The sequence below is a fragment of the Moraxella porci DSM 25326 genome (assembly GCF_002014855.1).
Lineage (GTDB): Bacteria > Pseudomonadota > Gammaproteobacteria > Pseudomonadales > Moraxellaceae > Moraxella > Moraxella porci.
In genome coordinates, this window is sequence record NZ_MUYV01000005.1 from 247,180 (window position 1) to 263,093 (window position 15,914).

11 protein-coding genes are annotated in these 15,914 nt (G+C 41.5%); 8 read left to right on the forward strand and 3 right to left on the reverse strand.

Translation table 11 applies throughout. The features are described from left to right. The first annotated feature begins 8 nt into the window (after positions 1-8). Together B0681_RS05375 and B0681_RS05380 are read left to right on the forward strand one after the other, a co-directional pair. Complete coding sequence (locus B0681_RS05375) at positions 9-797, forward strand: HesA/MoeB/ThiF family protein (protein ID WP_078317714.1); 789 nt, start codon at positions 9-11, stop codon at positions 795-797. A gap of 99 nt (positions 798-896) precedes the next feature. Beyond that, the gene (locus B0681_RS05380; protein WP_078317715.1) at positions 897-2,225 is read left to right on the forward strand and encodes an ABC1 kinase family protein; all 1,329 of its coding nucleotides are present in this window, start codon (positions 897-899) and stop codon (positions 2,223-2,225) included. 141 nt (positions 2,226-2,366) lie between these two features. Here B0681_RS05380 and B0681_RS05385 read toward each other — a convergent pair whose 3' ends face one another. After that, complete coding sequence (locus tag B0681_RS05385) at positions 2,367-3,839, reverse strand: amidase (protein ID WP_078317716.1); 1,473 nt, start codon at positions 3,837-3,839, stop codon at positions 2,367-2,369. 105 nt (positions 3,840-3,944) lie between these two features. Continuing rightward, a complete protein-coding gene (locus tag B0681_RS05390; RefSeq protein ID WP_078317717.1) occupies positions 3,945-5,156 on the reverse strand; it encodes an ATP-binding protein in 1,212 nt (403 codons plus the stop codon). 648 nt (positions 5,157-5,804) lie between these two features. On the opposite strand from B0681_RS05390, the gene B0681_RS05395 reads away from it, so the two are divergent. From B0681_RS05395 to B0681_RS05420, 6 genes are all read left to right on the forward strand, one after another. After that, a complete protein-coding gene (locus tag B0681_RS05395; protein ID WP_078317718.1) occupies positions 5,805-6,932 on the forward strand; it encodes a Fic family protein in 1,128 nt (375 codons plus the stop codon). 69 nt (positions 6,933-7,001) lie between these two features. Continuing rightward, positions 7,002-7,280 carry a helix-turn-helix domain-containing protein gene (locus B0681_RS05400; protein WP_078317719.1) on the forward strand — a complete coding sequence of 93 codons (279 nt, stop codon included), beginning with the start codon at positions 7,002-7,004 and terminating at the stop codon, positions 7,278-7,280. 335 nt (positions 7,281-7,615) lie between these two features. After that, complete coding sequence (locus B0681_RS05405) at positions 7,616-8,866, forward strand: Fic family protein (protein ID WP_078317720.1); 1,251 nt, start codon at positions 7,616-7,618, stop codon at positions 8,864-8,866. Between the two features lie 557 nt (positions 8,867-9,423). Then, positions 9,424-9,549: an IS3 family transposase gene (locus tag B0681_RS10315; protein WP_114144955.1), complete on the forward strand. Its 126-nt coding sequence runs from the start codon at positions 9,424-9,426 to the stop codon at positions 9,547-9,549. Positions 9,550-10,035: 486 nt separating this feature from the next. After that, complete coding sequence (locus B0681_RS10465) at positions 10,036-12,432, forward strand: hemagglutinin repeat-containing protein (RefSeq protein WP_078317721.1); 2,397 nt, start codon at positions 10,036-10,038, stop codon at positions 12,430-12,432. Continuing rightward, positions 12,432-12,884 carry a hypothetical protein gene (locus tag B0681_RS05420; protein WP_078317722.1) on the forward strand — a complete coding sequence of 151 codons (453 nt, stop codon included), beginning with the start codon at positions 12,432-12,434 and terminating at the stop codon, positions 12,882-12,884. The genes B0681_RS10465 and B0681_RS05420 overlap by 1 nt, the downstream gene beginning before the upstream one ends. Before the next feature lie 753 nt (positions 12,885-13,637). On the opposite strand, the gene B0681_RS05425 is transcribed toward B0681_RS05420, so the two are convergent. Continuing rightward, complete coding sequence (locus B0681_RS05425) at positions 13,638-15,590, reverse strand: ShlB/FhaC/HecB family hemolysin secretion/activation protein (RefSeq protein WP_158077922.1); 1,953 nt, start codon at positions 15,588-15,590, stop codon at positions 13,638-13,640. Positions 15,591-15,914 lie beyond the last annotated feature (324 nt).

Consider the following 15,914-nt stretch of genomic DNA (forward strand, 5'->3'; position numbering starts at 1 on the left):
TAGATAACATGACGACAACAAGCACAACAGACAGTTTAATCAGCACCCAAGCCAACCACCTAAGCGATGCTGAGCTGATGCGATATGCTCGCCAAATCTTGCTAGATGACTGGGATATCGATGCACAGTTACGGCTCAAAAACAGCCATGCCATCATCGTTGGTATGGGCGGACTTGGCTGCCCAATCGCGACGACACTGACCCGTGCAGGGATAGGTCGACTAAGTCTTATTGATCATGATGATATTGATGTCAGCAACTTACAAAGACAGTCCTTATATCACGATGCTGATATCGGCAAACCAAAAGCCATCGTCGCAAAGTCATCACTACATCAGCACAATCCACTGACGGATATTGTGTCAATCACTGAGCGATTGACACAGGATAATGTGCAGCAGCTGATTGTCGGTGCGGATTTGGTGATTGATTGTACGGATAATTTTGCAATTCGTGATTTATTAAACCAACTCTGCCGAGCAAATCACTTGCCATTATTATCTACATCCGCCATTGCTGAGACAGGACAGATTGCTCTATATACACAAGATACAGGCTGTTATCAGTGCGTATTTGGTGGTGATGCAGGTGATGAGATGACCTGTGCGACATCTGGCGTGCTGGCCAGTACTGTGGCAATCATCGGTGCGATGGCATCACAAATCGCACTGAGTTTTTTGGGTAGGGGCAATAATCCCATTGCCAATCAGCTATTGATTTGGCAGGGGCAATCAATGACGCTCAAGCACCTAAGCTATACCATCGATCCTGACTGTGCGGTTTGTAGCGGTGCTTGATTTTGGGTGTGAATACCATCATAATGCCACAGTACAATCGCTATTTGAATTATCGCATCAGTGCAATCACTGTTTATTACCATTACAAAATAATGACTTATGCAAAATAAATTTACCAAAAATCCATTACAATTCGCCAAAAAACAGCTAAATCTAGGTGTCAATATCCTATCTCGCCTACAAAAAACCGCCAGTGTCGCAGGCTTATCTGCCCTAAGAGTTGCCAAAGGCGATCAGATGGATGCACAGCTCTTGCGTGAAGCCTTTGAGCAGATGGGCGTGACTTATATCAAGCTTGGGCAGTTCATCGCCAGTACGCCATCGATTTTTCCGCGTGAATATGTGCTGGCATTTCAGGGCTGTCTGGATCAGACGACGCCAGTGCCATTTGCCAAGATTCGCTCGGTACTGATTGAAGAACTTGAGACCGATAGCCGTGGTTTGGGTGATATTTTTTCGTACATCGATCCTGTGCCACTGGCATCAGCAAGTATCGCACAGGTGCATAAGGCGGTGCTGGCAGACGGCAGACAAGTGGCACTCAAAGTGCAAAAACCTAATGTGGATACTGTGATGCACACAGACTTGAGCGTGCTGCATAGTGTGTTTTGGACGCTTGAAAAGCTTGTGCCAAATCTTAAGGCGGCCAATCTTGCGCCCATCGTCGATGAGATGCGTGCTCGGATGCTGGCTGAGACGGATTTTATCGCCGAAAGTCGCCATATTGAGCAGTTTTTGGCACATCTAAAACAAGTCGGTAACACCAAAGTCACCGCACCGACTGTGCATCATGCACTCTCCACCAAGCGTGTGCTGGTGATGGATCTGTTGATGGGTAAATCACTCATTGATGACAGTCTGATATGGGATGGCACAGCAGGACGAAACAGCAAGCAGATCATGAGTGATGTGCTGGATACTTGGTTCTTATCCTTGATGATGACGGGTGAGTTTCATGCTGATTTGCACGCAGGGAACCTGATGCTACTGGATGATGGGCGTATTGCCTTTTTGGATTTTGGATTGATGGGTCAAATTCAGCCGAGCAGTTTGCAGGCGTGCTTTGGTCTGGTACAGAGCCTGCAAATCAGTGATTATCGTGGCATGGCACAAGCGATGGTGAATATCGGCATGACGCATACAGCTGACAAGATGGATATTGATCGTCTGGCGAATGATTTGCACAAGATGCTTGGAAAAATCACGCCAAACACCCAGCCAACTACAAAAGCAGATGCTAATAACGACAGCCTAAATGCCATGATGCTAGAGATGGTGGAAATCGGCAAACGACACGGCATCCATTTCCCTAGAGATTTTGCACTGCTTGTCAAGCAGCTATTGTACTTTGATCGCTTTATGGTGACGCTTGCGCCTGATATGGAATTGTTTGAAGGTGAGCGTTTGGATTTGGTGAAGTTGAATTAACAAAATCTGCATCTTGATGGATTGGATATACCTAGTCTATCCAATCCATCACTCATTCATCCATCCAAGTCACGCCAACACTTGCAAATGCTCAATCAATACATCTGCCGTGCTTTAATAGACGCATCACAGTTGCGCCTATCAATCAGCCACTGGTGTTTGAATAAAATATCCAGCCCGCTCCATCTCGCCTGCAATGGCAAATAGGGTCTTTTCATCGTTGAGCCGTGCAATCATCTGCACACCAATCGGCAAGCCATCACGACTTAGACCCAAAGGCATACTCATCGCTGGCATGCCAGTGATATTGGCAAGCATGGTGAACGCTATCTTGGATTGTACAGGGTGGCTTAATTTTTCTACAATACCTGATTTGAGCAATAATTTACCAAATTTAAAAGGATTGCTAAGATTCATCATAAACTCATCCACAGGCTTTGGTGGCAGTTGTCCATGTGGCACAGCAGGTGTCGGCACGGTGGGGCAGAGTATGACATCGTAGTCCTGTAGTAGTTTATCCACTTGGTAACGCACGCTGTGCCAGCCTTGTTTGGCATTTAATAAATCCAGTACCGTCATAGATCTGCCAAACATGGCAAGATTTTGTGTTTGTGTCTCAAGGCTTGCAATCATCGCCTTGCCGTGCGTGCGCGCAATGTCATCTATCAAATACGCCGTGTGACAACCGACCACCACCAAAAAGTCCTGCCACAAACGCTCGATATCCACATCAGGCTCCGCTTCTTCAATGATATGCCCCATGTCCGCCAGTTGCTTGGCGGTGGTGTGAAGGCAGTCCATCACATCCTTATCAATCGGTGTATTGGCAACCAAGGGGCGTTGGTGCAGGGCGATTTTTAGGCGTTTGGGCGCTGTTTGGCTCGCCTGATAAAAACAGTCAGATGGCAATATAAAAGGCGCACCAAGCTCTGCACCGTTTAGTACATCCAGCATCATCGCACTGTCACGCACTGAGCGTGTGATGACATGGTTTGCCACTGCGCCAAGCCAATCTTCGCCCAAGACGGATGAAATGGGGTTTCTGCCACGAGTCGGCTTTAGCCCAAAGACGCCGCACCACGCCGCAGGAAAACGGATGGAGCCACCGCCATCGCCGCTGGCCGCCATCGGCACAATGCCGCTTGCGACAGCAGCAGCACTGCCACCTGACGAGCCGCCCGTGCTGTAACCATGCAAAAAGGGATTGTGCGCAGGCCCATAGGCTTTGGGTTCGGTGGTGATGATCAATCCAAATTCTGGGGTATTGGTTTTGCCAAAGCAGTTCAGTCCTGCTTGTTTGATGCGTTTGACGATTTCGTTATCAATCTTTGGTGTGATGCGCACACTGCGACTGCCCATACACAAAGGCTCACCTGCGTACTCGTACAACAAGTCTTTTAATAAAAACGGCACACCAAAAAACGCGCCTTTGGGCAATGTATCGCACGCTGCCAATGCCCGATCGTCAAAGCGGTGAATGATGGCGTTTAATTTGGGATTTAGGCGGTCGGCGCGATCTATGGCTGCCAGCAGAGCCTCTTTGGGGCTGATTTGCCCATCATCAATCAGCTTGGCCAGTCCCATGGCATCGTATTGGCTGTATTCTTTGAACATACACGCTCCTTGTTTTTGTTGTTTTAGTAAGTTCTAAATACTCTGTTATTAGCTCAATCCTAAGCTTATCAGATTTTTGAAATTGGTGATAGATGGTTTTTTGCATCATCCACCCAAAATCTCTCTCAAAAATGCCCTCAAACTCAAACACTGTATCCCTTCAAAAGTATTGCCATCAAATTCGTCCATTGTCACCACATATTTCGGGTAGTTGTCTTGGATTTTCAGCAGGTTGCCAAATTCTCGCTCAAGTGTTTTTTCTTCATTAATGGTCAGCGCGGCCTGCACATAAATACGTTCGCCATCCTTCTCTGCTACAAAGTCAATTTCTTGGCTATTTAAACCGCCGATTTTGACATCATAACCTGCGATTTGAAGGTGATTGAATATGCAGTTTTCAAGCAATTTGCCACGATCTTGTACCCGATAGCCAATCAGGGCATTTCGCAAACCTAAATCTTCAAAATAGTATTTTTCGCCAATCTCAAAAATGCGTTTACCTTCAATATCATAGCGTGGTACTTTGTGAATTAAAAAGGCGTTGGCAAGATATTCCACATAATTTTGTACCTGCATGCTTGATGTGGTAATTTTCTGCGATTTTAAAAAATCAGAGATTTTTTTGGCGGAAAACAGATTGCCAATATTGCTCGCTAAAAATTGCGTAAGCTGCTCTAAAAATTGAACATTTCGCAATGAATAACGGTTCACAATATCCCGAATGGCAATGGTGGAATAAATGTTGCGTAAATACTCAAATACGATATTGTCTTGCAACGGCAGATCTTTCAAGTAAGGCAAACCGCCATATTTTAAAAACAGCGACATCGACTTATCGCTATCGTCCAGTTTCATAAACTCAAGAAATTCAAAATAGGACAGGGAGTGGACATTAATTTCAATCGCTCGCCCACTCAGGCTGCCTGCAATATCCCGTGAAAGCAAATGAGCATTGCTACCCGTGCAATACAAATCCAATTCGTCATCTAATAAAAGCGAACGCAACGCCTGTTCAAAATCTGTAATTTCTTGAATTTCATCGATAAAAATGTAATTTTTTTGACCGCTCTTTTTCTGCTCTTGCACAAAATCATTCAGGTTCTCTGCAGTTATAATGTGACTAAATGCCAAGTCTTCTTTGTTGATATAAATAATGTGGGCATTTTCATCCACTGTTTGAATCTCTTGCATAATCTGAAACAGCAAATAGCTTTTACCCACACGGCGTTGCCCAGTAAACACTTTAATCAAACGTTTTCCGATAAACGGGCGTACCGTTTCAAGGTATTTTTGGCGATAAACTAAATCTTTTTTCACAGTAAAATCCTAAAACTATAATTGCTATTTTACCTTAATATAGAAAAAGTTTCAATCATACTTGAAACTTTTTCTATATATGCAAAAGTTTCAAGTATAAACTAATTGCCCAAAAGTCAATTAGCGACAAACTGAGATAAAATACGATAATTTACGACAAATTACGATAAAATAAGGTAAAATACGATAAATTGCGACATTTTATGGAAACCCCAACCTTGGCAATCTTAGGCGACTATTTTTCGCCGAATAACCTTATTTTACCTTAAATAACCTCTTTATATATCAATATCTTATGATTATTATCAGAGTGGATGCTGATTGCGCGCTTTGATGTCTTTTTATATCTTGGCACGAAAAACAATAGGGTAAATTTACTCCATCATTTTTCGTATTTTATCATAATTTTAAATTTTTTGCCCTTGTGCTTGCTGATGAAAGTTGCAGGTATTGATGGATTTAAATTATTTTAATTTTATATTTTCTATTTAATAATATTAAACTTTTTTTATTAAAATCTTGTAAATTGTCAGTTTGGATTTTGATTTGGTATGTCAATTTTGCGGTGATTGATGGTATTATTCACCGCATATTTTGCGGAGAATATGTGGTATAATTACCGCAGATGAGGCAAAATTGAGAATAGTGATGGTTGATACGTTTATTCATGAATATCCAAATTGGACAGATTGGCAGCTTGATGAGGTACAGTTACTTCCCCTTGTCGCTCGCATTCGTTTGCTTCAGGGGCGCTTGTTGGGGCAGATGAGCAGCCTTGGGTTTGATTTACCACTTGAAGTTAGTCTTGAGGCATTGACACTGGAGGTGATTAAGACATCGGAGATTGAGGGTGAATATCTTAACACTGAACAGGTACGCTCTTCGGTTGCTCGGCACTTAGGTATTGAAGCGCTGTATCAGCATCAGCTTGTTACACCAAGCTATGAAGTGGAAGCGATTGTTCAAATGATGCTTAAGGCGACTTCAGGATTTGACTTACCATTAACCTTAGATGAAGTCTATCGTTGGCATCATGCACTATTTCCACAAGGGTTAAGTGGTATGTATGACATTAATGTGGGCGCATTACGAGATGATGCCAATGGCCCGATGCAGGTGGTCTCAGGTGCCTATGGCAAAGCCAAAGTACACTTTGAAGCACCAAAGGCCGATAGATTGCCCGATGAGCTTGAGCGATTTTTTCAGTGGTATAACAATAATGAAACGGGACTTGATTTGACAATTAAGGCGGGGCTTGCACACCTGTGGTTTGTCACGCTACATCCATTTGATGATGGTAACGGTCGCCTAACTCGTGCACTCACTGAGCGGATGCTCGCCAAAAGCGATGGCAGTCCGCAGCGATTTTATAGCATGTCCGCACAAATTCTTGCCAATCGTCGTGAGTATTATCACATACTTGAACAGACCCAAAGGGGCTTGGCATCAGCCACCGAATGGCTAATTTGGTTTTTAACCAATCTAGAAGCAGCTTTGATACAAGCACTTGCTCAGTCACAAAAGGTTGTCGCTAAGTCACAGTTTTGGCATACATATCGCTACACATCACTCAATCCACGGCAGGTGGTGATGATTAATAAGCTTTGGGGTGATTTTTATGGCAAGCTTACCACCAAAAAATGGGCAAGTATCACAAAAGTATCCACAGATACCGCCCTAAGAGACATCAATGATTTGGTTGAAGAAGGAATTTTGGTGAAGTCACTAGCTTCTGGACGTAGTCAAAGTTATGAGCTGAGTTGTCTTGTGGAGTAGCTACAACAAAGTTATTCATGCATAAATTTGATAAAATAATATCAAAATTAAACCAAGTTGAGATTGGTTATGCTTCATCTGTATGACGATATTGATGCACGCTTGGCTTTGGCAGTGTATCTAAAACAAAAACGCAAAGATGCCAAGCTGTCACGCCGAGCGCTGGCTGAAAAATCCTTGATTCCTGAGCCAACCATTCGTCGGTTTGAGAATACAGGGCATATTTCTTTGAAGAACTTTTTGTTATTGTGGATGATTTTGGATGATATTGCTCGGTTTATGGAATTAACCAAACCCAAAGCAATCAAACCTAAAACCATCGCCGAGGTGCTTGCTTATGATCAGTAACTATCAGCCGACTCGGTATTTGAGTGTTTTGTACTGGCATATACCATTACAATGATTGCTCAGCATTTAGATGAGATATACCAACAAGACAAGGGTTTGTTGGTTTGACAACTCAAGGCTAAAACTTTCCCTAATGATCATTGAAAACTTGTCTTAATATAGAAAAAGTTTCAATTATACCTGAAACTTTTTCTATATATACAAAAGTTTCAAGTATAAAATAATTATCCAAAAGTCAATTAGCGACAAACTAAGATAAAATACGATAATTTACGACAAATTACGATAAAATAAGGTAAAATACGATAAATTGCGACATTTTATGGAAAATAACGATGAAATTACCCAAGCCACCCACTTTATCAGAACTAGAAGCAGGGGATATTTCGCCTGTGCTTTTGGGATATTTGGCAGAGCATCCACCGACAGATGTCAAGGGGCGTTATTTGTCATGGGAGCAGTTTCGCTATCGCCACCCAACTGACAGCAAACGGCGCTGGCTTGCTCAAAAACTCAACCGTCACGCCATTATGCAGTCGATACATATTGGCGGTTATCAATTCTCGTATTGTTTAACACAAAGCCTGCAAGCCAAGCTATATCACATTGAGCATCACTATCACCAATGGCAATGGTCTATTGATACCGAAGAGCTGCTCTTTGAAGAGCCGATTACCAGTGCTCAGCTTGAAGGCGCATCTACCACACGCAAGGTTGCCAAAGAGCTACTCGGCAGTCGCCGTGCACCCATGAATAAAAGCGAGGTGATGATTGTCAATAATTATCACTTGATGCAAGCGGTGAAACAACAATTAACTCAACCGCTTGATATCACTATGGTTCTGCAATTGCATCGCATCGCCACAGAGGGTGCGATTGACAATGATGCGATTTCGGGTGAATTTCGCCAAGATGATGAGATTGTCATCGCTGATTATGATGGGCAAATTGTTCACCAGCCCCCGACATGGCAGACGCTACCGACCTTGATGCAGGCGTATTGCGATTTTGCCAATGCTGATCATCAAGGGGATGACTTTATCCATCCGATTGTCAAAGCGATTATTCTGCATTTTTTGCTTGGATTTATTCATCCTTTTGGTGATGGTAATGGCAGAACTGCCCGAGCTTTATTTTATTGGTCGCTACAAAAATCAGGCTATACGCATTTTGATTATATCTCCATCAGTCGCTTATTGCATAAAGCACCCAAGCAGTATGCACAAAGCTATATTGATGTAGAAACTGATGAATTGGATATGACTTATTTTATTGCATATCAGCTCACTATCATTGATCGAGCTATTAACGATTTGCAGGCGCTGCTATCGATTGACCAAGCGTCACAATCTATGCCAAAATCCGCACCTGCAAATCCGACTATTGATTATAGCAATCTTAGCATCCATCAGTATCAGCTACTCACAAATACGCCAGCTGATCAAGTTTTGACTGCCAAACAAGTGTCTAATGAGCTTGGCATCTCAGACAGTACCGCTCGTAAGCTACTCAATGAACTTGAGAGCATGGGATTGGCAACCACTGTGCGTAATGGTCGTGGTAAGGGGTATTTGTTGGTGAGGTAGGATTGATGTTGCCTTTAAGTGCTTTAATTAAAGGCATGTTTTGCATAGTTTGAGATTTTGGTACTTAATTAATCTCTCTAGTTTTTTTGGTTATATGCCAAATGTTAAGCCAATTTCATCATTTGTTTATGGGTATAACCATAAAAACTTTAATTATTTGTGTATTATTAGGGTTATGACAAGAAAAAAGCATCTTTACGTATTCTTCTTTTGAAATAGCTCAAGACTGATTTAATTCAGTTTAGCACTGCGTACCCAATAGTTCGATCATCCCCATTTATATCTTGCAATATTTTATATGACAAGCTTTGCCATTCTCAGCTTATACTCGATACTGTACTGCTGACACTGCTTGTCATGAGAGAATGCTCCTAGCTTGGGGTATAAGCTTTTATGGGGTGTCTAGGAATGTTGTGCCGGTACAAACACACACCAAACATGATCTTTCATTCAGATCAAGGCAGTATTTATGGCGGTGACAAGTTTGCAGCTTGCGTTAACAAACACAAACTAATCCAAAGCATGAGTCGCCGAGGTAATTATTGGGATAATGCCCAATGGAGCGATGGTTTCGCAGTTTTAAACATGAGTGGATGCCAAAAGGCAGTTATCCTGATGTTGAAAGTGCAATGAATGATATCAAAGACTATGTGATGTATTATAATCACATTCGCCCACATTAATACAATCAAGGTCTGGCTCCAGTTCTAGCAAAATCAACTTATTGGGGACTGTTGAATTAGTTGACCACTACATACATCCTAGACTGCGAACCAAGCAATGATAGGCGCACCCAGTCTTCGGCTGGCATTATCATTCAAGTAAACAATGAAGCCAAGTTTTTAACCCATGAAAACCCATATGGTTTGCGTCAATTTATCAATTCACTTGCTATAAATTACGGCAAGTTATCAAAAGGCATCCTTACAGGTTTTAACAATGGAAAAATCGCCAGTTTTAATCATCGGTATAGTAATGACAATAACCGGGTACTGAATGGGATTTTGAATTTACAGAAATAGTTAATCAGGTATTAGAAATTCCAATTTAGCAGCATTTTTTTCAAGATGAAAAAATGTTAAACTTTATACAAGTTTTATGTTGTGTGTTGTATTTAGAATGCAGGGATTTTTTCTGCTATGATTGCATAACAACTTTTTTGAGATTATATGTTTGTTTCAAGCACTAAATATCTTAATGTATCTGGTATATGGATATATCAGGAAACCCTAAAAGAGTCTGTTAATGACACCGACTCTCGCAAAGCTAAATTGGCTGGCACTTTAGCAGCGGCTTCTAAAGTGCGTACGCTTGCCAAAGACCTAAGCGGTGGTAATCTTGGCTCTATCCGAGTTCAAGCCGCTATTGGCTCACAAAGCACCAAGAGCCAAACCACAAGCCATCAAGAAACTAATGATGCCGCCAACCTTTTGGCTCAAAATAATCTGATCGTCAATCTCAAAGGCAAAGGTGCGGATTCGGATTTGACTGTCACAGGTAGCAATCTTACAGTGGGCAATAACTTCTACCAATCGGTAGAAGGTGATGTACTCTACCAAGCCTCAACACAAACTGACACCCAAGACAGTCAAAACAGCAGCAAAGGCTGGGGCGTGGGTGTCTATGCCAGCACTCAGATAGGTAGCGGTCAATCCAATCAAGGCTTTACCGTCAATGCCAACAAAGCAAAAGGCGGTAGTCATGAGACTACCACCACCCACACCAATACCCAAGTCACTGTCGGTGGCACAACCGTCAATGACATTGGTGGCAATCTTATCCTAGATGGTGCTAATTTAAATACCAAGCACCTAACTGGCACAGTTGGCGGTGATTTGATTGTCAAAAGCCGTCAAGACGGCTATCAATACACTCATGATCAAAAACAAGCAGGATTTAGTGCTGATGTTGGCTTTGATGGCAAACCCCAAAGCTTTAGCATCAATGGTGGTAAAACCGATGCAGATGCCGATTATGCGCAAGTCACCCACCAATCAGGCATCAAAGCCCAAGAATCTACCCTGTCTGTACAAGGACAAGGTAAGTTCACTAGTGGCTATCTCATCACCGATGCAGGTAAAAACCAAACCCAGTTTGCCCAAGGTATCCAAACCCAAGATATACAAAATCACCTAAATTATGAAGGTGATGCCATCAGTGTCGGCATTGGTATTGGTGCAGACACCAGCAATCCAAATGGCAAAGCAAAACCTGCCCTACAAGGCATTGGTTATGGTAAAATAGACCCAGTCCATAAAACCAGTACCACCCACTCTGTCATCACTGACCAAGCAGGACTTAGCCATATCAACACAGAGAGCTTCAAACAAGAAGAAGTTCAAAACCAGCTTAATGAAATCATCACCAATGATTTTAACAAAGAGCAAGTGTTAACAGAGCTTGGGGCTCAGGTGAATATTACGACTGAGTTTGACAACGAACGCCGTGCCGTCAGAAGTGAATACGCCAAAAAAGCAGAAGGCTATCGTAAACAAGCTGAAGAACTTCCACAGGGCAGCCAAGAAAGAACAGAGTTAGAAACCAAAGCCAAACAAATAGACGACAACCTAAGACTCTTCGATGGCATCACCTCCGCATTGTATGCACCTAACTCAAATGGTATCATCGGTGATGTTGCACGAGCAGCAAGTCCTGAGCTTGCTTATCGGATTGGGCAATACTTTAAAGACAATAAAACACTAAACCAATTAGACAATGGCAACAGACCAGAAGAACAATCAGCCAATCACCTACTGGCTCATGCTATACTAGGAGCTGCAGTAAGCTACGCTACAGGCAATAACCCAACCACAGTAACAACGGCTTATACAGCAACTGATGGCAGCACTGCTGATGCTGTGAGTGCGGCTGAAGTTGGGAAAGTGGGGGTGGAGAATAATGCTAATGCTAAGGAGGTAATGTTTGCCGCCCAACATCCTTGGATAGCTTCTCAGATTGGTACTGTGATGCCAAGTGCGGATTTACATACGGTTCAAAACCCAAATATTTCCACAGTTGTAGCCACCTTTCAAATAAATTTGCTAAATAATAATGGGGGAGATTATGATGCAATAAGTGGAGAGGGTAGCATATCAAATGCTTACAGACATACTTTGTGGCAAGCTATTATCGCAAATAAATTTGGATCTGATATAGCTATCAAAGTTGGTAATGCTCACGAAAATACTTATACACACCAAGATATCGAAAAGCCTACATATGGAGGGGTTTATTTGGACAAGCTTTTTTATAGCAGTCTTAGTTCTGCCGATGAGGTTGCCGATCAGTTTAACAATAAAATTGGCAGGGAATTGGCTGCAAAATCACCAAAGTTGTCAAATAAAGAATATGCCCAAAAAGTGCTTGTTTATCATTATAATTATGGGCTGTATCAGGTGAAAAAAATAGATGGTAGTTATTTGGTGGTTAAGACAAGACTGCCAGCTGAACTTTATAATAGAGCTGTTACAACACTTCGGGGGTTAGATAACACAGGAGCAGGTCCTGTTTTGCAGCAGAAGAGAGAGGATTATTTTAATAAAACTGTGATAGAGGGAATTGATTGATGAAAAAGATTTGTGTTTTAGCAATCATATTGTCAATATTTTTTCTTTGGAAGAATTTTTCGTTATATCCAAGTTTAGAAGAAAACATTATCAGGCAGCTTAATTATGACCTAAATAATAGTGGGTTGAAAACAAAATATGATTTGCGGGATTTTTTAACACAGGGAGGGGTGCTCTCTTTTGATGGCGTGATTTTTCGTAGCCCAAATAACGGGTTGTTAGAAAAATCTTTGGGAGTCCGAAATGATAATGTTGTAAAAGTATTTTATCTTAAATTAACCGAAGAAGGTGATTTGGATAAAAATCAATTATTCTTAGATAACAGCCTGAAAGGCTTTGATTATTTTTGTGATGCAAATTCCCAACTCGCTATATCAAAAATAGCAAAAGATCAGTCTTATTATATATTGCCCATAAATTGTAAAATAGTAAAATCTGAGGCTGTAGATTAAATTGAGCTCATAGGCTTAAGTTAGCGACAGCCCGTAGGCTAATTTAGCGACAGCACAACCCAACATTTTTGGTTTAACTCATTGATTTTGTTGGGTTTCGTTCCTAAACCCGACCTACGGGCTACAGTGCATACCGCAACACCTTTGATTGATTGGTTTTTTGAGCGTGCGTGCAACACACTCTAGTTCACGCCAGACTCTCATCACCCCTGATGGATATCCACATTCTAGTTAATGCAATAGCCGATGACAGACATACTCATATGTGTCAGCATAAAAGTACAGGTTGCACCCATACACCAGCAAAGCAAAGGTCTGTAGTTTGTGCTAAGACATAAACCCACCCAACCAACCCCAACCCCAACCCCGCCACCATCTTTTTTGACGGTGGTTTTTTATCGCCTGATGTCTGCTTTGATGTTCTTATGTTTTTGATATTTTGCCGGTTGCTTTGGGTCATTTCTGTATTTAGTGTTAGCACTGGCTTGCCTTGATATGCTTGGTCTAGCGTACGATTTTTTGATTTAGTGTCGGTGATTTCTAGATATGATTTGTTAGATAATTATTATAGTTTTCCGAATAACTTTATCTAATATACCTTGAATAAATATGTTTAATAAAGTTTTTTTGCACACTCCACTCCAAATGTTCACCCATTCCACTCTTATTTGACCACCCCATAAAAAACCACCAGCCAAGCCAATCTGCTCAACTGATGGTTTTCTGATTGATGGGTCTGATATCAACTTACTTTTAAAAACTCATCCCCAGACTCACACCACTGACCCAATCTTTGTTTGAAAAGCCGTTGGGCTCACTGATTGCTTTTGAGGTGAAAATGTCATAGTTAAAACTTAGGTAAGGGTTATTTGTATTTGGTGTGTATTGGCCTTTGATGCCAATGAAAGCACCTGCTAAGTGTTGTCCAAGCAATAGCTCATTTTGGCTTTTGTCGTGGTTGGTGATATAGCCTGCGTCCAATCCTAGGTAGATGGCATGGTTTGATTGGCTGTTTTGTGAGTTGTTTTGGTTGTTTGCTTTTTGCTGATTTAAAAAACTTGGATAAAAGCTGATGTCTTGCCTGATTAGGATGCCATTATCCGCAGATAATGAACGCTCACCATCAAAGCCTCTGACGGTGTATCTGCCACCAATGGCCATTTTTAAATCTGGTGTTAGACTGTCGGTGGCGTATTGGGCTTTGAGTGTGGTGCTGTGGATGATAGGTAGTGGTTTATTACCTATGACTGGATTGTATCTACTGGTTAGACTTGAGGTTAGCTGATAAATACCAACACGAGCTGAACCTTCATCAAACAGCTCTTCTGGTGAGGGTAAGGCATTAAAAGTGGCTGTACCACGCTTATAAGAAATATCGGTGTTTAGGCTATGATTGGCTTGTTTGCCAAAAGTGGTCTCATGACTAATGCCAAATAAATAACCTGCGGTTTTACGGGTTTGTACATCAATGATTGTACCATCAATATCACTTTCTTGGGATTTGACATAACCACCAATATACACATGGCTTTTGCTATGAGCATCTCTATGTACCAGATGAGACAGCTTAGCGTTGTACCCACTGGATTTACCGCCATAGATATAATCTTGGGTACTACCTGCTACAGTTTGATGATAGGTGTAGCGATTGGCATTTAGTTGCAGTACGCTGCTTTTAATAGGAATCACATAACCAATACCATAATTCTTAGAGCCCTTGCTCTTATCAGATGGGTAGTCTTTGTCATCATTGATTTGATTGCCCAAATCTCGCCCAAAGCTAAGATAGAATAAGTCATTATAGTTTGCCAAATTATCCACACTAAGTGTTGCCACGCCTTGATATTTCCCTGTGGATTTGGAGCCTGAATCATCAATGCTTAGACTGCCACGAAGACGGCGATGCTGAGTATAATCAATTAAAATATCGCTAAAGCCAAGGGTGTTGATAGCATTACCTGCTGATGGATTTAAACCAGTATGACTTGGTGCAATTTTAAAATTGGTGTCGCTACTTGGCACGCGTTTAAAGTTCTCAAGCGTGGTTTCTAAATCGCGGATGTTTAATAGCTTGCCTGGTTGTGTAGTGAGTGCTGTGTCTAAGATGGCAGGATAAGCCCTATTTGTCTGTTTAGTATAGACAGGTACTTTACTATCCGCTGTATTCACCACCACCTGAGCAATCTTACCAGGGATTAGGGTTAATCTTAGCTCCCCATCTGCCAAATTCTGATTGCCTACCATAATACGACTGGTGACATAGCCTTGTTCAATGAGGCGGTTTTGCACACGAGTGGCGATAGCATTGATGTCGGTGACTGTCATACACTTACCTAATACGCTGCTGTTGCCCATGATTTCGGGTATGAGTGCAAAGCCAAGCTTGTTTGCAAAGATAAGATCATCTTGTGATAACACCGAATAACCCATCTTATGAATATCAAAGCAAATGGCGTTATCTGCTGTTGGTTGTTCTTGGGTTTGGGTGGTGGTATCAGTGGCAGCTATATCTACCACCACGCTTGGATTTGGCACCAATTGCTCTAGCAATGCCTGATTGCGAGCATCTTGAGTTTGGATTAGGGTTTGGTTGGTGGTGTTGGCAATCAAGAAATCATCCGCTGCTTGTGCGGTATTGATTTGTGTTATGACTCCTAAAGCAATCCAAGTGGTTAGGGTTAACGGTTTTAAACAAAAGCGTGTCATGGCCATCCAATCAGTATTTAAAGTTACCCGATTGTAACTTATGAATTTGTTGATTGCAAGGATTTTTATTTAGTTATTATCATCATTTGATTTATCTTAAAAAAATTAAATGGTTGTTAAATATATTGGTTTTATATTTGGCTACTTAGTTATCATCAATGTTCTCTTGCAAATTAAAACCATAAATCATTGAAGTATACAGAGTATCTTTTAAATAATGATAAAATAATAAAATTCCAACTTTTAAATAAATCAGACTTTATTTTTAAAATTATCTGTGATAATATCTGCCCAATATTACTGTTTTGTTGCTAAGAATTGGCA

Coding starts and splice junctions, on each gene's coding strand:
- B0681_RS05375 (WP_078317714.1), top strand. CDS start 9: ATGACGACAACAAGCACAACAGACAGTTTAATCAGCACCCAAGCCAAC.
- B0681_RS10315 (WP_114144955.1), top strand. CDS start 9,424: ATGGAGCGATGGTTTCGCAGTTTTAAACATGAGTGGATGCCAAAAGGC.
- B0681_RS10465 (WP_078317721.1), top strand. CDS start 10,036: ATGTTTGTTTCAAGCACTAAATATCTTAATGTATCTGGTATATGGATA.
- B0681_RS05380 (WP_078317715.1), top strand. CDS start 897: ATGCAAAATAAATTTACCAAAAATCCATTACAATTCGCCAAAAAACAG.
- B0681_RS05420 (WP_078317722.1), top strand. CDS start 12,432: ATGAAAAAGATTTGTGTTTTAGCAATCATATTGTCAATATTTTTTCTT.
- B0681_RS05400 (WP_078317719.1), top strand. CDS start 7,002: ATGCTTCATCTGTATGACGATATTGATGCACGCTTGGCTTTGGCAGTG.
- B0681_RS05385 (WP_078317716.1), bottom strand. CDS start 3,839: ATGTTCAAAGAATACAGCCAATACGATGCCATGGGACTGGCCAAGCTG.
- B0681_RS05425 (WP_158077922.1), bottom strand. CDS start 15,590: ATGACACGCTTTTGTTTAAAACCGTTAACCCTAACCACTTGGATTGCT.
- B0681_RS05405 (WP_078317720.1), top strand. CDS start 7,616: ATGAAATTACCCAAGCCACCCACTTTATCAGAACTAGAAGCAGGGGAT.
- B0681_RS05395 (WP_078317718.1), top strand. CDS start 5,805: ATGGTTGATACGTTTATTCATGAATATCCAAATTGGACAGATTGGCAG.